Below are 18,487 nucleotides of genomic sequence, written 5' to 3'. Positions count from 1 at the left end.
TTTCAGCCCTTTTAATATCATTTCCACGCAATAAAAATTCTATTTTCCCTGCAAAAAAGTTTCTTATCACTTAATTATCACAAGCTTACAGATTTCAAAACAAAAACACCACCTAAAATCATGTTTTATAACTACTTAGACAGAGTACTGGTCTCTTGATCTAATTGCTAGTTTTGCGATCTGAAAAATCAGAATAAATATATATAGATGAGCAACGTAAAATTAGGTAATCCGGCTGTAGTCGGACTTGGCGGGTTTGGATTGACAACCCTTTTATTGCAGTTTCATAACATCGGATTGTGTGGATTAGGTCCTGTTGTTGCAATGGGATTTGTTTTTGGTGGATTGGCACAGCTTATGGCTGGCATGCTCGAGCACAAAAACGGTAACAATTTCGGTTTTGCAGCATTTTCCGGTTACGGTTCGTTTTGGATTGGTTTAGGAGTTATTTGGTTGATGAATTTTTACGGAGTATACAAATCATCGACTACTGATGTTGGATATTACCTGGTAGCCTGGACCTTATTTACTGCTATTTTATGGGTAGCATCATTCTTTATTCATGCTGCAATGGCTGTCACTTTTACCACATTACTTATTGGTTTCATTCTTTTGGACTTAGGTCACTTCGGATTTCCAATTTTAGATGAGGTAGCTGGATACGAATTGATTATTTGTGCATTATGCGCCTGGTACATGATGGCTGCTATCATTATTAACGACGTTGCTGGTCGTACAATTTTGAAAGTGGGTCAGCCATGGATCAAAGCAAAATAATATTCTCTTAAATTCAACTCTTTTCGAGTAGAGTTTAACTGAACTAAAAAGAGGTAAACCGAAATTTTCTCAAATCAGATCGGTTTGCCTCTTTTTCTTTTCATTACCACAACTTGTTACCACAAAGAACAGCAAGAACTTCACGAAGTTTATTCCTTTCCTTTTTTTATTTTGTGGTTAAACCATTCTACTTTAATATCTCCTTGTGCAGGCTCACATCAAACTCCTTTACGTGATCTGGTTTACCATCATTAAAAAAGTCGGTAATATATTTTTGGCTGCAATGCTCGTCGAAGGTTTTCTGATCGTAAAACTTCTCTACAAAAGTAATTACATGCGGATTATCGATACTCTGATTTAATTCGTAACGAATGCAACCACCTTCCTGATGTGTTGGCAATAGCAAAGCATGTAAATTTTTGATTAACATATCGGCCTCTCCCTCATTCGCAATAAATCTGGCAATACACACCAACTGAGTTTCGTTTTTTCTAATTTCCATATCTGTTTTTTATGTTTTGATTCTTTCAGAATTCAAACTTAGGAAAATTTTCAGAAACGATCATCACTTCTGCCAAGAACAAAAGGCCATTGATATTGCATCAACAGCCTTTATTTTCGGGATTACCCTACACGCTTTCTGAATCGAAAAATCAATTCCATCCATTTCCGTTCCCTTTACGGTTTCTGTATTTATTTTGACAATCATTCAAACAACCATTACCGCGTTCGGTATCCGAATTTAATATCTCATTAAAATTATCCTCACTTAAAACTGTAGGCTGATAAACTACACCATAAGTACTTAACACGCGAACAAAAGCCCGTAAATGATTTCGTGAACCTCTCTGCAAATTATCATACACCAAAAGAATATCCTCATTCTCAGTTTCAGCTATCAAATCCTCCAAATCTTTAATATCCGCTTCCTCGATGAATGCACCGGCCTTTAAGGCTTCTTCTAGTGATAATTTTCCTTTTTCACTTAATTCATCATACAAAGTCTGCAAACCTGCATTATTGTACTCCCCGGCAATACCTGTTGCCGGATCTTCAATTCCGAATAAATCCAACAATGTTAATACTGCTGCAGCATGAGTTGATTCCGAACGGGTAATATTGCTGAAAATCCTTACATCATACAAATCAGCAAACAAACTGTATGTATCATAAGCCAGCAACTCTTCCTCGCGCATTAACAACAATCCCTCCTGCTCGCTTTCATCAGCAACTGTTGTATCGATACTCAATACCGTTTTCAAGTTCGCCGTAATGATATCGGTATATCCATCGGCCGATACTTCAACCAAAGGCAAATTTGCCAAAGCATCCGTTCCTGCATCCTCATTATCGCAGGCAAAAAAGCCAAAAGTCAGTGCAAAAGCGATTAAAAATTTTGTCATTCTATTTTTCATCTGTTTATAATTTTAAGTTTTTGTCAGATGGAACTTACCATATAATCATTTCCCTGTGTGTAGAAAGCTTTATACATGGACGTTTCATGATTTCTGAATTTTGGTTTCAATTTAAAAATATTTATTACCAGTTTCCACGACCTTGTCCACCTCTGCCTCTTCGGCCTTGTCCGCAGCCATTACCACAACCTCTGCCTCTTCGGCCTTTTCCTGAAATACACTGTGCATTCGGGTTTCTGTTTTGCAGGTATTGCACGCGCTGTTCAGGAGTAAGCACTGCGCTTACTGCATTGGTATGCTTCGTTAACTCTGCCTGCATTTGCTCTCTCACATTTGCTCTGTCGTTATCGCTTACAGAAGCCCTTCTTTCGGCACGCAAAGCATCCATCACTTTCAAATGATCTGCTCTCAAATCATTCAACTGCTTGTTCTGTTCAACCGTTAAATTTGAAATTTGACTGCAATCATTTACCCTGCGTCTATTCTGTGCAAAGCTATCGGCAGCAGGAATTGCAAACATGATTACCATCAATAGTAATCCTAAGTTTCTAACTAAATTTTGTGTTTTCATGATCTCTTTTTTTAATTATTTTTTTGACATACTTCTCCCGGGATGCAATACCAATTGCTTCCTAAAAAGAACAATAACTATATCATTTTATTGGTTTTTCCGACCGGGACCATTGCCACGTCCCCAACCGTTTCGTCTTCCTCTTGGCGTTTTTACATTTTCATCCTTCTGCAGTAAGCTGCTAAACAAATCGTATAGTTTGGCCTGCTGCTCTTCATTCAATTCACTCTTCATATTTAAATAAAACTGAACGGTTGTCAATTTCAACTCCTTATGCATTTCGCCTATTTCACCGGCAATATTTTTCAGCTCCAAAGTATCGCAATTCTTATTTCCCAATTGCTGTACCATATCGCTTCGCAAAGCTCTCAACTGATTCATAATCCGATTTGCATCGTGATTGTAGTTCCTGTTTAAGGATCGGAATATCATCTTCTCCTCTTCATTTAATCCCAATTGATCTTTCAGAAAACGAGTTCTGAATTCATCCGGCATCTCCACCTTATTTTCTTCCACGATCCGCTCCTGCTGCATGTGATACCAAAACGAACCAATCGTTGACAAATTAACTGCCAATAAAATTAAAGCAAACCACATCCAAATTTTATTCGCTTTATTCATGATATCCATCGTTTAAAAAGAACAATTCAATGGTTTCGTTGTCTATTTCGTTAAAATAGGGATCGATTAAATTCGATTGCTGCCTGGTTTCAGTGTCTGAAGCAAAATTTGCTCCCATAAAAATGCCCGATCCAATGGCCAGCAAAAACAATACGCCGAGTAGTGCAGGCTTCAATAATCCAATGAAAGGCTGTGCAGCTCTCCTTTGTTCTTCCCTTAAACGGTTTAGCGTTTTTGACAAAAAATAAGGATTTGCCTGCAGCGATTTCTCCTTTTCGATAACACCCATAGCCGACTGAAGTAAAATCAAGCGGTCGGAACATGAACTGCATTTCGACAAATGATTTTCCACCTGCAGCATTTCATCCTTCAAGAGTTCCTTCTCCAGATAAAAAATTAGTTTGCTATTTACTTCTTTGCATTTCATTTGTATTGTTTTTGTATTGGACACCACTCTTAAAAAAAACTTGCGCTACTTCTTAAAATTTTTATAATACCCAATGAGTTTTTTCTGCAAATTCGATTTCGCCCTAAACAGCAGCGACTCTACCGACGATTTCGAAATCTGCATCAGCTCAGCAATTTCTGCATAGCTCAATTCCTCATATTTACTCAATGTAAAAGCAATTTTCTGATTTTCTGGCAAAGAATCCAAAGCTGCATGAATCGCATTGGCATGATCTTTTTCTTCCAAAACCTTATCGGGATTCACAAAACTTGTCTTCTCCTGAACCTCTTCCTTTTTTCCCTGAAAAAAATCTTCGATGCGGCTAAAAAACTTTCTTCTTTTATTGGTCCGAATTGCATTTAAACTGCGTGTAATTGTAATTCGGTACAACCAGGTTTTCAGGCTCGACTCACTTCTAAAATCAGTTATCGAATGATAAACCTGAATAAAAACATCCTGGGCAATGTCTTCAGCATCTGTCTGATTGTGAATCATCCCCATAGCCGTATTCACCACCATTGCCTGATAGGTCTCTACAAGCTGGCGAAATGCTGTTTCGTTTCCGGATTTGAGTTGTTCAACTAACTCCTTTTCAATCATGGTAAAAATACTTCGATACTGATCATGTGAATTTAGATACTTAGACACCCGTTCGCAAATAAACTTGCGTTCTTCCCCGAAAAAATTGAAATAAGTAAATCTAAAAACTTCGATAAAGGAGGTATTTATTTATCTTTTTAGTATGTTAAGAAAAATGATTTTCATAAATTAGCGCTTTTTTATTTTAAAAATAAAACGTAACTGTGGAATCAAACACCACTATAAAAATAGGGCGTATCCGAAAAGCCAAACGAGTAGGATCATAATATATATAATTTAGCAAAATGGATTCACAGAAAGTGGACATGTTTATCATGACCTATGGAAAGTTTTTTGAAAGTCACCAGATTATTGGCGTAAGAGAAAGTTTAAAAAATGCCGATGAATCAAAATGGGCAATTGTTCAATCTATTTCATTTAAAGATCCAACAACAAGTTTAATCGTTTCCTTACTTGGCGGAACACTGGGTATCGATCGTTTCTTTTTAGGCGATACAGGATTGGGAATCGGCAAATTGGTAACATGTGGCGGCTTTGGAATCTGGACCCTTATTGATTGGTTTCTGATTATGGGCGCAGCAAAAGGAAAAAACTTGTCGAAACTTATGCAGGCACTGGCTTAATGGCAGGAAGCAGGAATCGGCTTTATATGCTGCTGATTGGAGCATGTTTAGTGGGGTATCTATGGTTATTTATCAACCTAGATAAAGAAACTTCAATATTTCCGAATGAAATAAATGTTTGTTTGTTTAAAAAAATAAGCACAATTCCCTGTCCTTCCTGCGGCTCTACAAGGTCTGTTTTATCTTTGCTTCATGGCAGGATAGAACAGGCTTTTCTTTTAAATCCTATGGGTCTTATTCTATTTTTAATAATGACGGTAAGTCCGATTTGGATCTGTATTGATTTTCTGTTTAAAAAGGATAGCTTTTTTATTTTCTACAACAAAGCAGAGCGCATCCTAAAACAAAAACCCGTTGCCATACCTCTTATCGTGTTGGTTCTCTTGAATTGGATTTGGAACATTTATAAAGACATATGATATCAACTGGTAAGTTTGCTTACGAACCAAAAGATTATGAAGCTGAAAAAGCTTCGAACAGCTATGTGATGTCGCTTGCTGCGCTGGTAGCCGGATTACCTCTTCCTATAATAAATTTGATTGCAACTTTTTTTTTTTTATTGCCAATAGAAAAGGAACCTACTTTGTTCGCTGGCACTGCACGCAGGCATTGTTATCGCAATTCTCTTTGCTATTCATAAACAGCTTTGGCTTTTGGTGGACCGCAGCAATCCTGTTTGATTCCGAACCCATTACAAACAGATACTTTTCCTATCTGATTACTGCTTTTATTTTTAATCTGGCCGAATTTATAACAACAATATATACAGCAGTAAACACACGAAAAGGAATTCATGTATCGTGGTGGTTCTATGGCAACTTAACGGATATGCTTTGTCATCCCAAAACAGAAATACCCAAAAAATTATTTTAACCCGCATTATTTCAGATTGAAAATATGAAGATCTTATTATTTCAAGCTATTACATCCATAAGTTTATTCTTTGGAATTTGGGGTTTACTTAATAACGTTCATTGGATTCCTATTTTTAAGATAGAACAAATTCAAGAAAATACGGAAGAAAAACTGAGAGAGCTCTATTGGGAGCTTTTTAATGAATATGATGCAGAAATAAAAGACATTGAAGTTCTGGCTCCTCTGGATAGTATTCTCTCCACAATTTGTACTTCTAATAACAATGACAGAACGCAAATTAAACTCCACACGAATAAGAGTGACGAAATATCTACCAGGAATCAAAATCCAGAAATATCGGAAAAAGACGTAGTGGAAAATCAGGAATTAAATTGAAACTTCAATGCAGAAGCAGAAGAAAGAATCTTCGGACGTAAAGAAAACAGGAAGAAGATTTTAATAACTTTGTATAATCGCAGCTAGATAAAAATACAATACAACAATTCAAAATTAAGTAATAATCTGTCAAGCTATTTCAGGATAAACTACTTTCCCTTGCCTAAAAGTGCTTCCCGAGCCTAAAAAGTGCTTCCCCCTGCCATAAAGTAAGTTCCCGATCCTAAAAAGTGACTTCCCTATACTCAAAAGCGACAATTTGTCGGGAAAAGCGTCTTCCCAATCCTCAAAAGTGAATTCCTTATGCACAAAAGTGATTTCCCTGTCCTAAGAAGCTTCCTCCCAATGGCAAAAAGTGCCTTCCTTTGGGAAAAAAGTAAATTTTTAGTTCAAAAAATGAATTCCTAATCATAAAAAGTAAAATACCCTGCCACATTGCGTTTTTTATGGCCTACCGATCAATTTCCACCCCTTATTAACATATCCACCATTACATTAAAACATAATTTTTAGTTCTTATGTTTTTGTTTTTTGAAATATTATACTTACTTTCAATATCGCTTAAAAAAAACATATAGATAAACAGAACAATTGACCCTGAAAAAGACATTATCATGCCAAAAAGTTTACAAAAATCTTTAGAAGAATGTAGAATACTCGTATATGGTTTATCGGGTAACGAAGCTATTAAAACACGAATTGCAGCGATTTATCCAGAAGAGCGCATTTTGAATGGAATAAAGCTTTACGAAAATACAAAATCGGCTTTCGAAAGCCAATCTGCAGAAAAAATTGAATCGACAGAAGCAAATCGTGAATTTAAAATTGTTTACGACAAAATATACGGACAATTGGTAAAGATCCGTAAAGCCGGTCGTTACTTTTTCAAAAACAGTGCTGAACTAAGCACTCTTCTTCGTTTAAACAAAGAGGTTCCGACCAATTATGCTGACTGGAAAAACCTATGTAATGAAACTCTAAATGCAGTTCTTCAGCACGTTGTAATTCAGGATAAATTGGCATTGGTTGAGTTAGGTCCTGAAGAAATTACTGAAATGGTACAGCAATTGGAAAAAATTGATGAGCTGAAAATAAAAGCGCAAAAAGAGGATGGTGAAGCTCAGGTTGCCACGGTTCGAAAACAAGAGACTTTTAACGCATTAATGATTTACTGTTCGGATTTACGTGCCTGTCTGGATCTGTTTTACGAAAGATCGGAACGCCAAACCTTAGAACAGCTTGGAATATTGGTTAAATAGAAACTACTACCACATATATATTTTGAAATGTACCCCCAATTGCTTTACAGCGGTTGGGGTTTTCGCAATAAAAAAGACGCAATAAAAACCGCGTCTTTCTGATGTCTCATTGCTTCTGTTTTCCCGAACACGAACTATGGAGGAATGGCTAAAATCTAGATTCACAGCATCGTTTTATGATTGCAAGAGTTGTAGAATCTTTATCATACACGCCATACCATCCCTGCAATTCGTGAGGAGGATCCCCTAAATAAGTATCGCCTCTTTTCCAGAATTCTCCTGGATGTGGTGGTCTTCCTTCTCCTGAATAGGACCAAAAATTTACACCTCTCACCATTCCATTATTCTTTATGGATTCATCTACTTTGTTGAAAATAAATTCGAAAAAACGATCGCGGCAATTGGTCGTTGTGTCGGGAGAAAAAGATGAACCATCGCGGGCAATTCCAAATTCTTCGAGCACTATTGGCTTTTGAAGTTTTTTAGCTGCATCTACGTGAACATCCCAATAAGAATTTACCTTTTGAAGCATTTCAGTGTATACCGAATCGCTTTGTTCGGGACTATACCAGCCCCAATTTTGTGCCCAGATGTGCATGGTTATATAATCGATATTCGAATCGTCGTTATCAATTAAAACATTAACACCGGAAACCAAATCGGCCGTATTTCCTTCGGTACCCAAACACACTAAATGATTTGAATCAAGACTTTTGATATAGGCTGAAGTGGCTCGCGTCCATTTCTGCAATTGCTTAGGCACATCGTATCCCCGAGGTTCGTTCGCCAATTGCCAGGCCATAATCACAGCATCATCTTTATAGGCTTTTCCGCTTATCGAATTAATTCTGCCAATAATGGTTTTAATATGATTCTTCATCATTTCCTGCGCCGAATCGTTGCTAAAAAACTGTTTGGAGTAGTCGGTGAACTGCTGCCACGAAGTTGGAGGCTCCTGAGGATAGGGAACTTCACCCATACCTGCCCAGCGCAGATACTGAGGAAATCCCCCACTCCAGGTCCAGAAATTACCAAGCACCATAACCGCTTTCATCTCTCTTTTTCCCATTTCGGCAAGTAGGAAATCCAATCCTTGCCATATGTCATTGTTGTACACTCCCGGAGCCGTTTGCAAGGCTGGATGGATACAGTAGCGCATAGCAGAGTCCGCTTCACTTGCAGCCAATATCCGCAAATTCGTAATCCCTAATTCCTGCATCTCATCCAATTCCCTTAGTAATCGCTGCTGATCGCCCGATTGAGGCGCTCCCAGATTCATTCCCTGCCAATAATTGGCTCCTTTAAAGCTATATTCCTTTCCCTTTAGCGTAAATCCATTGTTAGCCACTTTAACAAAGCTGGCTTCATTTTTTTGCTGACAAGCAGAAAAAACGATGAGTATGCCGGCTAATAAAAAGAGTAGAGTCTTGTTCATATTTTTTATAAGTTTATGCACCAATATTTTTTAGATGCTGTAGTTTTTCTTAGTCTGAAATTTGCTGCAAATGCCTTATTTGCAAATCGCTTTGCTGTGGCACATCATTTCCTGTCAATTCTATTGTTCGTTTTTCGCCCGGCAGTAAATCAAAGTAATTATCGGAACATCTAATATCTGAATTCTTAAAATTCAGATACAAATCGCGAACTAATTTATCGGCTGAAACTTCAATAAAGTACTTGCCTTCTTTTTCGATCAATTGTACGTCAATTTTAGCATCCGGTAAAAGTTGATCTTTTGGTTTGGCAAAATAGTACTTACCCTCAGCCAGAAGCTGATCCTCTTCTATTACTTCCATTTGCAGCGCAACCGACTTTTTATCGAATTTAGCAAGTAGATCAGCAAGACTGCTTGTGAAAAGTACCGAACTGGTATTGGCTTCCAAATCAACAGAAAGCTCTTTCTCAAACAATTGTTCTCCTTCAAAACTGATCAGATTCAGACGCAAAACACCCTTCTTCCCAACCAATAAATCTGAAACACCATAAATGGCCAGAGTATCATTTTTTGCAAAAGCAGACACCAAAACGGGTTTATATGCTTTTCGAACCATGTAATGCATGGCTTTCCATTTGTGGTAATAATCGGTACTGCTCCAACTGGCAACCGGCCAGCAATCGTTAATTTGCCAGTAAAGAGTTCCCATACAGTAAGGCATGGCCCGTCGGTGTGCCTCAATAGCGGTTTTAATTCCGCGTGCCTGCAAAACCTGACTCATGTATAGAAATTCCTCAAAATCAGTGGGTACTTTGTAATCCCAACCCATGTATTCTTTAATGCGTAAATTTCCTATTCCACTTCGCTGATGAGAAGCCATCACTTCTGATTCGATGTTGTAATCTTCCGCTAAGGTGTACTTTTTCACCGTTTCGAAATCGGGGAAAGATTGAAAACCGTATTCGCTCATGAAACGAGCTTTGTATTTGTCAAAATCCTCGAACGGATGCAATCCGTGCCACACGCCCCAGTAGTGCATATCTCCGCTTCTGCTATCGTAATCAGCATGCTTTTCGGGTTCGAATCCTGCCTGTGGTGACGATGGCCAATAGTCATCTCCATCGGTATATTCCGCAACTGCATCCGGTAAAATATCATGGAAAATATCCATGTATGCCTTTTGAATTTCTTCCCGTTGTTCTTGGTTATATAATTCTTTCCAACCCCAACCAGATTTGGAAAAATAACTCCAGGCAGTATTTATTTCGTTGTTCCCGCACCAAAGGGCAATGGATGGATGGTTGCGCAAACGCACAATATTGTCTTTGGCTTCCTGTCTCACATTTTCCAAAAATTCCTCGTTGCCCGGATACATGGAGCAGGCAAACATAAAATCCTGCCAAACCATAATGCCGTTTTTATCGCACAGATCATAGAAAATATCGTTCTCGTATGTGCCACCACCCCAAACACGAAGCATGTTCATGTTGGCATCTTTTGCATCGGCAATTACTTTTTCGTAATCGGCCTTGCTAACCCGTGGCAAAAAATTATCATTGGGAATGTAATTTGCACCTTTTGCAAATACCGCCACGCCATTCAGTTCAAAATAGAACGACTCTCCTGCCTCATCTTTTTCCCGAACCAGTTTCAGACTTCTCAATCCTGTATTTACAACATATTTAGCCATTACAGAATTGTCCTTTACCAATTGAGCTTCGAATTGATACCTATTCGGCTCACCCAATCCGTTCGACCACCACAATTTTGGGTTTTCGATATTGAATGGAACAGAAATCAAATTGCTTCCTTTTTCAATTTCAACTTGCTTACTCAGCAATTCCTTGCCTGTAGATTGATCTTTTACGATTACTTTTCCTGTAAAAGCTTCGTTTGCTTCCAGAGTAAAAGCTGCAGTCAGTTTTGCCTGCTCTTTCTTTACCGATTTTTGCTGAATGAACACATCTTTAATACGAACTTCATCCCAGGCTTTAAGCTCAATTGGACGCCAAATACCAGAAGTCACGAAACGCGGTCCCCAATCCCAACCATAATGATAACCGGCTTTACGGGTAAAAACCGACACTTTTTTGTCGCCCAACCCTCCATTTTCCGATTGATCGTTACCCGCAGGATATGTATAAGCTGATGCCTTTAATAATTCCAATCCTTTTTTAACAGGAGAATGAAAATAGATGCGTAGTTGATTCCCGCCTGCTTTTGCCAGCTTTTTGATATCGATTTCCCATTCACGAAACATATTATTAGCTTTCAACACCAACGAATCGTTAACATACACATCGGCATAAGTATCCAATCCTTTAAAATCGAGAAGCAGATTTTGCTTGTTCATTTCCTTTTCGGATAATTGAAAAAAACTGCTGTATTCCCAATCCTCTTTATCAATCCATTGCTGATTTTTCTCGTTTGTACGATAAAACGGATCTTCAATCTGTTTATTCGCAAGCAAATCGGTGTGAATGGTTCCGGGTACTGCCGCTTTTCCTGCCAACTCACCATTTACCTGATGATAAGTCCAGTTCGAGTCTAATTCCCTTGTTTCCATGTTTTGAGTTTCATTGGGTTTACATGCATTGAATAGTCCTGTAAGAAGTATCACTGTAAATAAATTCAGCCTGTAATTGTTCATTAGATGGTTGTGGTTTTGACAAAGTTTGTTCTGATTATAAATCTATTAGTTCCTACGAACGTTCATTAGAATCTACAATTTCGCTTCAAAAGGACTCGCTGGTAATTTCGCAGAATTAATTAAGTTGCAATCGGGATTGGAACTCCATGCGTAACGCACCGAAACAGGTTCTGCCACCTGATCTGATGTCAGCTTCAGTTTATTCCCTTCAATTTTTGCTTTAGCCCAATGGTAAACGCCATCTTTACCTGCAACAGCAAAACCTGTTACTTCCCTGTTATCCGAAGTTGCCAGTCCTTCATAACAATTTTCAAATTCGACTACGAGAGATGAACCCTCTGCATACATAGCCTTGTAAACAGGTCCGCAATAAGGGATGTTCTCCTTATAAACTTTGTTTCGTGCCCACAAAGCCAAACGCTTTCCAACATCCTGTTTATTTCCTGGATGGATGTTTTTAGCATCTCCTATATCAATAGCTACAGCCATTCCTGTATTTGGTAATTTAAGGGTTAAGCGCTGCGCCTCGCGAAGTTCGGCCCAACTATCGTTCACGGGTTCTGTATTTCGCTTCAAATAAGAAGCAAGCTGCACAAAAACAAAGGGAAAATCTTCTCCGCCCCATTTGCTTCTCCAGTCATTAATCATCGCAGGAAATAATTCTTCGTACTGCTTTGCTCTGCCGGCATTGCTTTCTCCCTGATACCAAATTACACCACGAAAACTATATGGAATTAAAGGATTAATCATGGCATTAAACAATACTGTTGGTTGATTGGGATCGTTTAGTTCTATTGGAATTGTTTTGATGTCTTTTAAATCATATCCGACTTTGCATTTCCAGTTTTTCGCTAATTCCATTCTAAATCCATCTTCCGATGTTAAAGCAAAATGAGAAGCTTCTCCCATAAAACCTCCGGCACCGCGATAATCGGATAAACGAATTGCAATTACATTTCTACCCGGCTTTACCAAATTGGAAGCCAGCTTGTATTGTCTGGGGACATCCCATTCCGTGCTCTCTCCCACTTTTACACCATTAAACCATGTTTCATCGGCATCGTCAGGTGCGGCAATGTGCAAAATCATTTCTTTATTTGCATTTTCTTCAGAAATACTAATGGTTTTTCTGAACCAAATACTTCCGTCTACAGATCCAATTTTAGTGCTTTCTACCATCCCCGGCAGATCCATTGGCATCCAATCTGCATCATTCAAATCAACCGAAGCAAAAATGGTATCCTTACCATTAATTCCCTTATCGGCCTCGCCTGTTTCCTGAATAAAAGCAGCGAAGTCTTTTTTGTATTTTAGTTCCAACTCTTCTTTGGATGTTGGATTTTTTTCAATTTGAAGTATTTTCTCCCGAAAATCAGCTATGCTTTTTAAAGTTGAAGCACTCGTCCATGCTTCGGCCACAGTACCTCCCCACGCAGACTGAATCAATCCAATGGGCATATTTAAATTTTCAAGCAAATCACGACCAAAAAAGTAAGCAACTGCCGAAAACTCTTTACAGCTCTCGGGAGTACATGTTTTCCATCCTTTCGATTCTATTTCTGTTTCAGGTTGAAAAGATGTATTTCGGTCAACCATAAAAAGGTGGAGGTTTGGATGATCTGCATTGGCAACCTCCTCTTCAGCATTGTTAACATGAGCCCAATTGCCTAAAAGCGGCATTTCCATATTCGATTGACCGGAACAGATCCAAACTTCGCCCACATAAACATCTTTAATTTCAAGTGTTTCATTTTTGGTTTTCACCGTCAGATGATTCGGACCACCATAAACTTCAGAATCAAGTTCAATTTTCCATTTTCCATTTTCATCTGTGACTGTTTGTTTATGCTGATCTCTGAAGAGAACAGTAATTTTTTCGTTAGCCGGAGCTTCTCCAAATACAGAAACAGGCTTATCGCGCTGAAGAACCATACCATCACCAAATAGCGGAGACAGACTTATTTCCTGAGAAAAACAGTTCACGCCTGAAAATATCAGTGCAAACAAAAAAATGACAAATTTATAGTGTTTCATATGATTATAATTTTGTGTGTTTGCCATATGGAACTCCCAAATTACACTCATCCTCCTGTGTATAAGACTTTTTACATGGTCGTTTCATATGTTTTTTAAATTTTATTATGAATTCAAAACCATGAACAAATTCCTTGAATCCAAACTATTTCTATTTACTGATAGCCTCATCTACAATTTCAGCCATTCGTTTGTATCCAGCTTTATTCGGATGAATTTTGTCCGGAAACAAATCTTCATTATCGTACATCGCAGAATGCAAATCAATCAATCTAACATCTCTTTGGGTTAAAATGGAATCGACAACAGGAATAACGCCATTTACAATAACTGAATCACGAATTCCCCAAACTTGAGCAAATGCACGTGGCGGATAACACACAAAAATCTGCATGTTTGGATTGGTGGTTTTTAGCGTATCAATCATACTCAAATAATTAGAATAGAATTCATTGCCATATTGATCCCAATTCTGAGGCTTTGAATCATTAGTTCCCAATAATATTATTGCAACATCAGCTTGGTATTGCAACGCCTCGGTAAAAGTTTTTTCTTTCCAAAGCGGGCGATCTCCTTTTTTCAGCATTGTTCTGCCACTAACACCAAAATTCTTCACCTCTTTGTTTTCACCCAGCATCACGTTCATCTGATTTGGATAAGAATCCTGATTATCTCTTCCAAATCCTTGCGTAATACTATCGCCAATACATGCAATTTTAACAACCCGCTCCTGACAGCCAAACAAACAGAAGCAACTTAGAAGACTTACAACTAGAAATTTTCTCATTTTATCTTAAAAAATTAGTTCATAATAATATTGAAACTACAAATTAAGCCCTTTTAAAAGATTTCTCACAACCATCTATCTTCGCTTTTCAGCCAATTCTGCAATTACCTGTTTCATATATTTATCACTCAATTTATACAGCAATAAAAACAGAGCAGAAAGCGCAGCGCCAATGGCTGGATAAATACTAATCATTAAGCGAATTCCTTTTAATGATTCGAAAGATTGTTCGGCATTGGCTTCGAAACCATAGGCTGACAACAACCAGCCGGTAACAGCTCCACCTAAAGTCCAGCCCATTTTTTGTGACATGGAGGAAGATGAAAATACCAAACCAGTGGCCCGCCGACCGGTTTTCCATTCCGAATAATCGGCAATATCAGCATACATCGACCAGATTAACGGCAATACAATTCCAGCTGTTATTCCAATAAAAATGTTGAGTAAGAAAATCAATCCGATCTGTTCGGGTTGTAACCAATACAGGGAAATACTTAAAAAAGATGCCAAAACCATAGCTCCGATAAAAGTATTCTTCTTTCCGATTCTTGCTGAAACCGGTTTGGCCAGCAAAACACCTATCATATTTGTAGCCAACCAAATGGTCATGTAAGCACCTGCTAATTTATCCCACTTCATTTCTCCAAGTAAAGGAATGGTTTGATCTTTGATAAAATATTTAAAATAGTACATGATACTTCCATCGCGAAGAGAATTGAAGATCAGCACAGCAATACCGGCACCAAGCATAATAAACCACTGTGCATTTTTCCCCAAATCTTTTACATCTTTCCATATGGAGGTTTTTTCCTGCAATGGCTTTACCCTCTCTTTTGTCCACAAATAGGTCATGATGAAAAAGAAAGCTGCCACAAGCGCATAAATAGCAACAGAATATTGATAACTGCCCGCTTCACTGGAACCTATTTCCCTGAAATAATCCAATAAGTAAGGAATAGAAGCCGTCATGAAGATTCCTCCGGAATACGCTCCAATAAAACGAAAAGAAGCCAGTGATGTTCGTTCATCCGGATTGCTTGTCATTACGCCCATTAGGGACGAATAAGGAACATTTATTGCCGTGTATACCATCATCATTAAGGTATAGGTTACATAGGCATATATCAATTTTCCCGACGGACCGAATTCAGGAGTTGAGAAAGTTAGAATTCCAATGATACCAAATGGAATTGCCACCCATAAAAGATAAGGTCTGAATTTTCCTTTTGATGTACTGGTTCGATCGGCAACAATTCCCATAATCGGATCGTTCAAACCATCCCACAACCGGGTTAGCAACAACATTGTACCAACCGATGCAGGAGATAACTCTACAACATCGGTATAAAATATCATAAGAAACATAGAGAATATCTTCCAAAACATGGAAGAGGCAAAGTCTCCAAAACTATATCCTATTTTTTCTTTTAAACAGATTTTATGATCCATTCTATTTGCTTTAAATGGAGATTTGAAAATAGATACTCCAAATAGATTTATACTTGCAAAAACTGTTCAACACAGCTTCCCGTTCACTTATTTTTATTATTTCTGAGGACTTAATTTCAGCAATAAAACATCGTGCCCTTTAATTTTTGCTTCAAGATTTGTATTGGTTAACCCGATATTTTTGGATGCATACAGATCATACATGGAGTAACTTTTGTATTTCTTTTCCAATTGCTTGTTGGTCAGCTGATCGTTTACCGGATGTTTCCACCAATCATAAGCAAGGAGTAATTCCTCCTTGCTCATGTTAACAAAAGCCACAGCCCATTCTTCATTGGCGAGAGGTTTCACCCATATTTCCAAATCAGGACTTTTCAGGTGGCAGTAAGCTTGAATTCCCAAAGCATCTTGATTGACAGCAATAACATTTTTGTTTTCGATTGTTTTCAATGTTTCGTGAGACATAGTGCGAAGGTCGTTTCCTAAAATCAAAGGCGAGGTCAATAAGCTCCACATGGCAAAATGTACACGATCTTCCGAATCGGTCATACCATTCCCCACCTCCATCATGTCTAAATCGTTCCAATGGCCTGGGCCAGCGTATTTCCGGAGATCTTTACGAAGATTAATAATTGGCCAGACACCTCGCGATGACCAGTTTCCATGACCGACTTCACAATCCCAGCAATTGGTAATATCACCGGTTACTCTCCACAAATGCCCAATATCCTTTGCCCATTTCCAAGGCTCATTATCGCCCCATTCGCAAATACTGAAAACAATTGGTTGTTTGCTCGCATACAAGGCATCTCTCATGGTTTCATAAGCTCCTTTTGCATTTAAATTCTCGGTATTGCACCAGTCATATTTCAAAAAATCAATTCCCCATTCGGCAAAAAGTTTGGCATCCTGATATTCAAAACCACGACTCCCGGGATAACCTGCACAGGTTTGGTTTCCGGCACATTCGTACAAACCAAATTTTAAACCTTTTGAATGCACATAGTCGACCAGAGATTTTATTCCTCCGGGAAATTTCTTTGGATCCGGAACCAGATTATTATTTTCATCTCTTTCCTTAGCCATCCATCCATCATCCAATACAATATATTCGTATCCGGCTTCTTTTAATCCCAATTCTACAAAAGCATCAGCGGTTTGCATCACCAACTGCTCATTAATATCTGTGCCAAATGTATTCCAGCTATTCCAGCCCATGGGAGGAGTTAAAGCCAAATTTTCTGCTTTCTGAGCATTCACGCAAATGCTGAACGCAATCATTATTAGTAATAAAAACAATTTTCTCATTCTGATTATTCTTTAAGTCTGCTATAACTTTCAATTAGCGCTCTGGTATTATGGTACGGACACTTCCAAAATCCTACTTTGCAATCACTGGCTACAGGTTTTCCTCCTTCATCAACCCGCCAAAACCATTCTCCCCCCTTACCATCTTTAATATTGGCTTTAACAAATGTCCATATTTGAATGGCTCTGTCCAGATACTTCTTATTTCCTGTTATTTTGTAGGTATCCACCAATCCTATAATCGCCTCGGCTTGAACCCACCAATGCTTATCTTTATCAATTACTCCATCAATTTTTTCGTAAAAAACACTGCCATCACGATCCATTCCGTCATGAATAACTTTATCGGTTACCTGAACGGCTATTGTTTCCATTTTCTCAATCCAATTCTCATCATGAATCACTCTTGCTGCATCACTAAGCAACCAAGCTGATTCAATATCATGTCCAAAGGATACTTCATTGGATTTTACTGTCCAATCCATATCAAAAAACAATTGAAACTGAAAAGTTTTTTGATTAAGAATCCGATCGTAAAATATCGACAACAAATCTTTAATACTGTTCTTCACTTCAGCATTATTCCAAACCTGATAAAGGTTGGTATAAGGTTCAATTATATGAAGGTGCGTATTCATTGACTTTGGCTCATTTGCATCTTTTTCACTCAAGCGCATATCATCCAACATCTGCCAGTCTCTGCCCAGAGCCTCAATATAACCACCAAACTCATTGTCTTTGTATTTACTTTCCAGCAAATGAAAAATATTTACAGCCTGTTTAAGACTATTTTCGTCATTGGAAGCTTTATAATATTCCGAAAAAGCATAAATGCCAAATCCTTGTGCATAAGCTTGTTTTCTATCATTCACAACCTCTCCTGCTGCATCAACAGCCCAAAACAAACCACCATTCTCATGATCCAAAAAAAAAGCAAGAATATAATCAAAAGCCCGTTTGGCTATTTCAAGATATCTCTCATTTTTACTGTGGTTATATGCGGATGAAAATGTCCATAAAATTCTTGTGTTTAGTACAACTCCCTTTGCAATCTCACTATTGACTTCACTGGTATTGGAAATTTCACTATAAAAACCACCATTATGTTTATCAATTGTACTTTCTGCCCAATAATCAAGTATATCGAACCATTCTTGTTTAATTTCACATAGGAATTGTTCCAGTGAATTATTTTTTTCTCTCATCATCAATCTATTAATCCGTTTGGGGATTCACTTTAAAATAAAACACCCTTTAAA

19 protein-coding genes are annotated in these 18,487 nt (G+C 38.0%); 6 read left to right on the top strand and 13 right to left on the bottom strand.

Annotation, left to right across the window (positions count from 1 at the left end):
- Window positions 1–207 precede the first annotated feature (207 nt).
- Window positions 208–777, top strand: coding sequence for an acetate uptake transporter (locus QUH73_RS01175; RefSeq protein WP_289528628.1), 570 nt, complete (start codon window positions 208–210; stop codon window positions 775–777).
- A gap of 187 nt (window positions 778–964) precedes the next feature.
- Here QUH73_RS01175 and QUH73_RS01170 read toward each other — a convergent pair whose 3' ends face one another.
- The 6 genes from QUH73_RS01170 to QUH73_RS01145 all read right to left on the bottom strand — a co-directional run bounded on the left by QUH73_RS01170 (window position 965) and on the right by QUH73_RS01145 (window position 4,432).
- The gene (locus QUH73_RS01170; protein WP_289528627.1) at window positions 965–1,279 is read right to left on the bottom strand and encodes a putative quinol monooxygenase; all 315 of its coding nucleotides are present in this window, start codon (window positions 1,277–1,279) and stop codon (window positions 965–967) included.
- Between the two features lie 151 nt (window positions 1,280–1,430).
- A complete protein-coding gene (locus tag QUH73_RS01165; RefSeq protein WP_289528626.1) occupies window positions 1,431–2,192 on the bottom strand; it encodes a DUF2202 domain-containing protein in 762 nt (253 codons plus the stop codon).
- 124 nt (window positions 2,193–2,316) lie between these two features.
- Window positions 2,317–2,763 carry a Spy/CpxP family protein refolding chaperone gene (locus tag QUH73_RS01160; protein WP_289528625.1) on the bottom strand — a complete coding sequence of 149 codons (447 nt, stop codon included), beginning with the start codon at window positions 2,761–2,763 and terminating at the stop codon, window positions 2,317–2,319.
- 87 nt (window positions 2,764–2,850) lie between these two features.
- Entirely contained in the window at window positions 2,851–3,384 is a 534-nt protein-coding gene (locus QUH73_RS01155) for a periplasmic heavy metal sensor (protein WP_289528623.1), read from the bottom strand.
- Window positions 3,377–3,811: an anti-sigma factor family protein gene (locus QUH73_RS01150; protein ID WP_289528621.1), complete on the bottom strand. Its 435-nt coding sequence runs from the start codon at window positions 3,809–3,811 to the stop codon at window positions 3,377–3,379. The genes QUH73_RS01155 and QUH73_RS01150 overlap by 8 nt, the downstream gene beginning before the upstream one ends.
- 45 nt (window positions 3,812–3,856) lie before the next feature.
- Window positions 3,857–4,432 carry an RNA polymerase sigma factor gene (locus QUH73_RS01145; RefSeq protein ID WP_289528620.1) on the bottom strand — a complete coding sequence of 192 codons (576 nt, stop codon included), beginning with the start codon at window positions 4,430–4,432 and terminating at the stop codon, window positions 3,857–3,859.
- 284 nt (window positions 4,433–4,716) lie between these two features.
- On the opposite strand from QUH73_RS01145, the gene QUH73_RS01140 reads away from it, so the two are divergent.
- From QUH73_RS01140 to QUH73_RS01125, 5 genes are all read left to right on the top strand, one after another.
- On the top strand, window positions 4,717–5,055 hold the full coding sequence (locus QUH73_RS01140) for a TM2 domain-containing protein (RefSeq protein ID WP_124992843.1): 339 nt from the start codon (window positions 4,717–4,719) through the stop codon (window positions 5,053–5,055).
- Window positions 5,055–5,474 (top strand): DUF2752 domain-containing protein, encoded by a 420-nt coding sequence (locus tag QUH73_RS20830; RefSeq protein WP_442913377.1) that lies wholly within the window; start codon window positions 5,055–5,057, stop codon window positions 5,472–5,474. Before QUH73_RS01140 ends, QUH73_RS20830 begins: the two co-directional genes overlap by 1 nt.
- Window positions 5,471–5,695: a hypothetical protein gene (locus QUH73_RS01135; protein WP_289528619.1), complete on the top strand. Its 225-nt coding sequence runs from the start codon at window positions 5,471–5,473 to the stop codon at window positions 5,693–5,695. Before QUH73_RS20830 ends, QUH73_RS01135 begins: the two co-directional genes overlap by 4 nt.
- Before the next feature lie 257 nt (window positions 5,696–5,952).
- Window positions 5,953–6,306 carry a hypothetical protein gene (locus tag QUH73_RS01130; RefSeq protein ID WP_289528618.1) on the top strand — a complete coding sequence of 118 codons (354 nt, stop codon included), beginning with the start codon at window positions 5,953–5,955 and terminating at the stop codon, window positions 6,304–6,306.
- A 614-nt stretch (window positions 6,307–6,920) separates the two neighbouring features.
- Complete coding sequence (locus QUH73_RS01125; RefSeq protein ID WP_289528617.1) at window positions 6,921–7,565, top strand: hypothetical protein; 645 nt, start codon at window positions 6,921–6,923, stop codon at window positions 7,563–7,565.
- A 148-nt stretch (window positions 7,566–7,713) separates the two neighbouring features.
- Here the strand turns inward: QUH73_RS01125 and QUH73_RS01120 are convergent, their stop codons facing one another.
- The 7 genes from QUH73_RS01120 to QUH73_RS01090 all read right to left on the bottom strand — a co-directional run bounded on the left by QUH73_RS01120 (window position 7,714) and on the right by QUH73_RS01090 (window position 18,433).
- Window positions 7,714–9,000 (bottom strand): glycoside hydrolase 5 family protein, encoded by a 1,287-nt coding sequence (locus QUH73_RS01120; protein ID WP_289528616.1) that lies wholly within the window; start codon window positions 8,998–9,000, stop codon window positions 7,714–7,716.
- A 49-nt stretch (window positions 9,001–9,049) separates the two neighbouring features.
- Complete coding sequence (locus tag QUH73_RS01115) at window positions 9,050–11,650, bottom strand: beta-mannosidase (protein WP_289528614.1); 2,601 nt, start codon at window positions 11,648–11,650, stop codon at window positions 9,050–9,052.
- A gap of 72 nt (window positions 11,651–11,722) precedes the next feature.
- Complete coding sequence (locus tag QUH73_RS01110) at window positions 11,723–13,684, bottom strand: sialate O-acetylesterase (RefSeq protein ID WP_289528613.1); 1,962 nt, start codon at window positions 13,682–13,684, stop codon at window positions 11,723–11,725.
- A 151-nt stretch (window positions 13,685–13,835) separates the two neighbouring features.
- A complete protein-coding gene (locus QUH73_RS01105; RefSeq protein ID WP_289528612.1) occupies window positions 13,836–14,471 on the bottom strand; it encodes a GDSL-type esterase/lipase family protein in 636 nt (211 codons plus the stop codon).
- A gap of 75 nt (window positions 14,472–14,546) precedes the next feature.
- The gene (locus QUH73_RS01100; protein ID WP_289528611.1) at window positions 14,547–15,920 is read right to left on the bottom strand and encodes an MFS transporter; all 1,374 of its coding nucleotides are present in this window, start codon (window positions 15,918–15,920) and stop codon (window positions 14,547–14,549) included.
- Between the two features lie 96 nt (window positions 15,921–16,016).
- A complete protein-coding gene (locus QUH73_RS01095; RefSeq protein ID WP_289528610.1) occupies window positions 16,017–17,228 on the bottom strand; it encodes a glycoside hydrolase family 27 protein in 1,212 nt (403 codons plus the stop codon).
- A gap of 5 nt (window positions 17,229–17,233) precedes the next feature.
- Entirely contained in the window at window positions 17,234–18,433 is a 1,200-nt protein-coding gene (locus QUH73_RS01090) for an AGE family epimerase/isomerase (RefSeq protein WP_289528609.1), read from the bottom strand.
- Between the last annotated feature and the right edge of the window lie 54 nt (window positions 18,434–18,487).

It is taken from the genome of Labilibaculum sp. K2S (assembly GCF_030372765.1).
Classification (GTDB): Bacteria; Bacteroidota; Bacteroidia; order Bacteroidales; family Marinifilaceae; genus Labilibaculum.
Note: the sequence above shows the minus strand (reverse complement) of the source record. Positions and strands in the feature narration are given on the sequence as shown.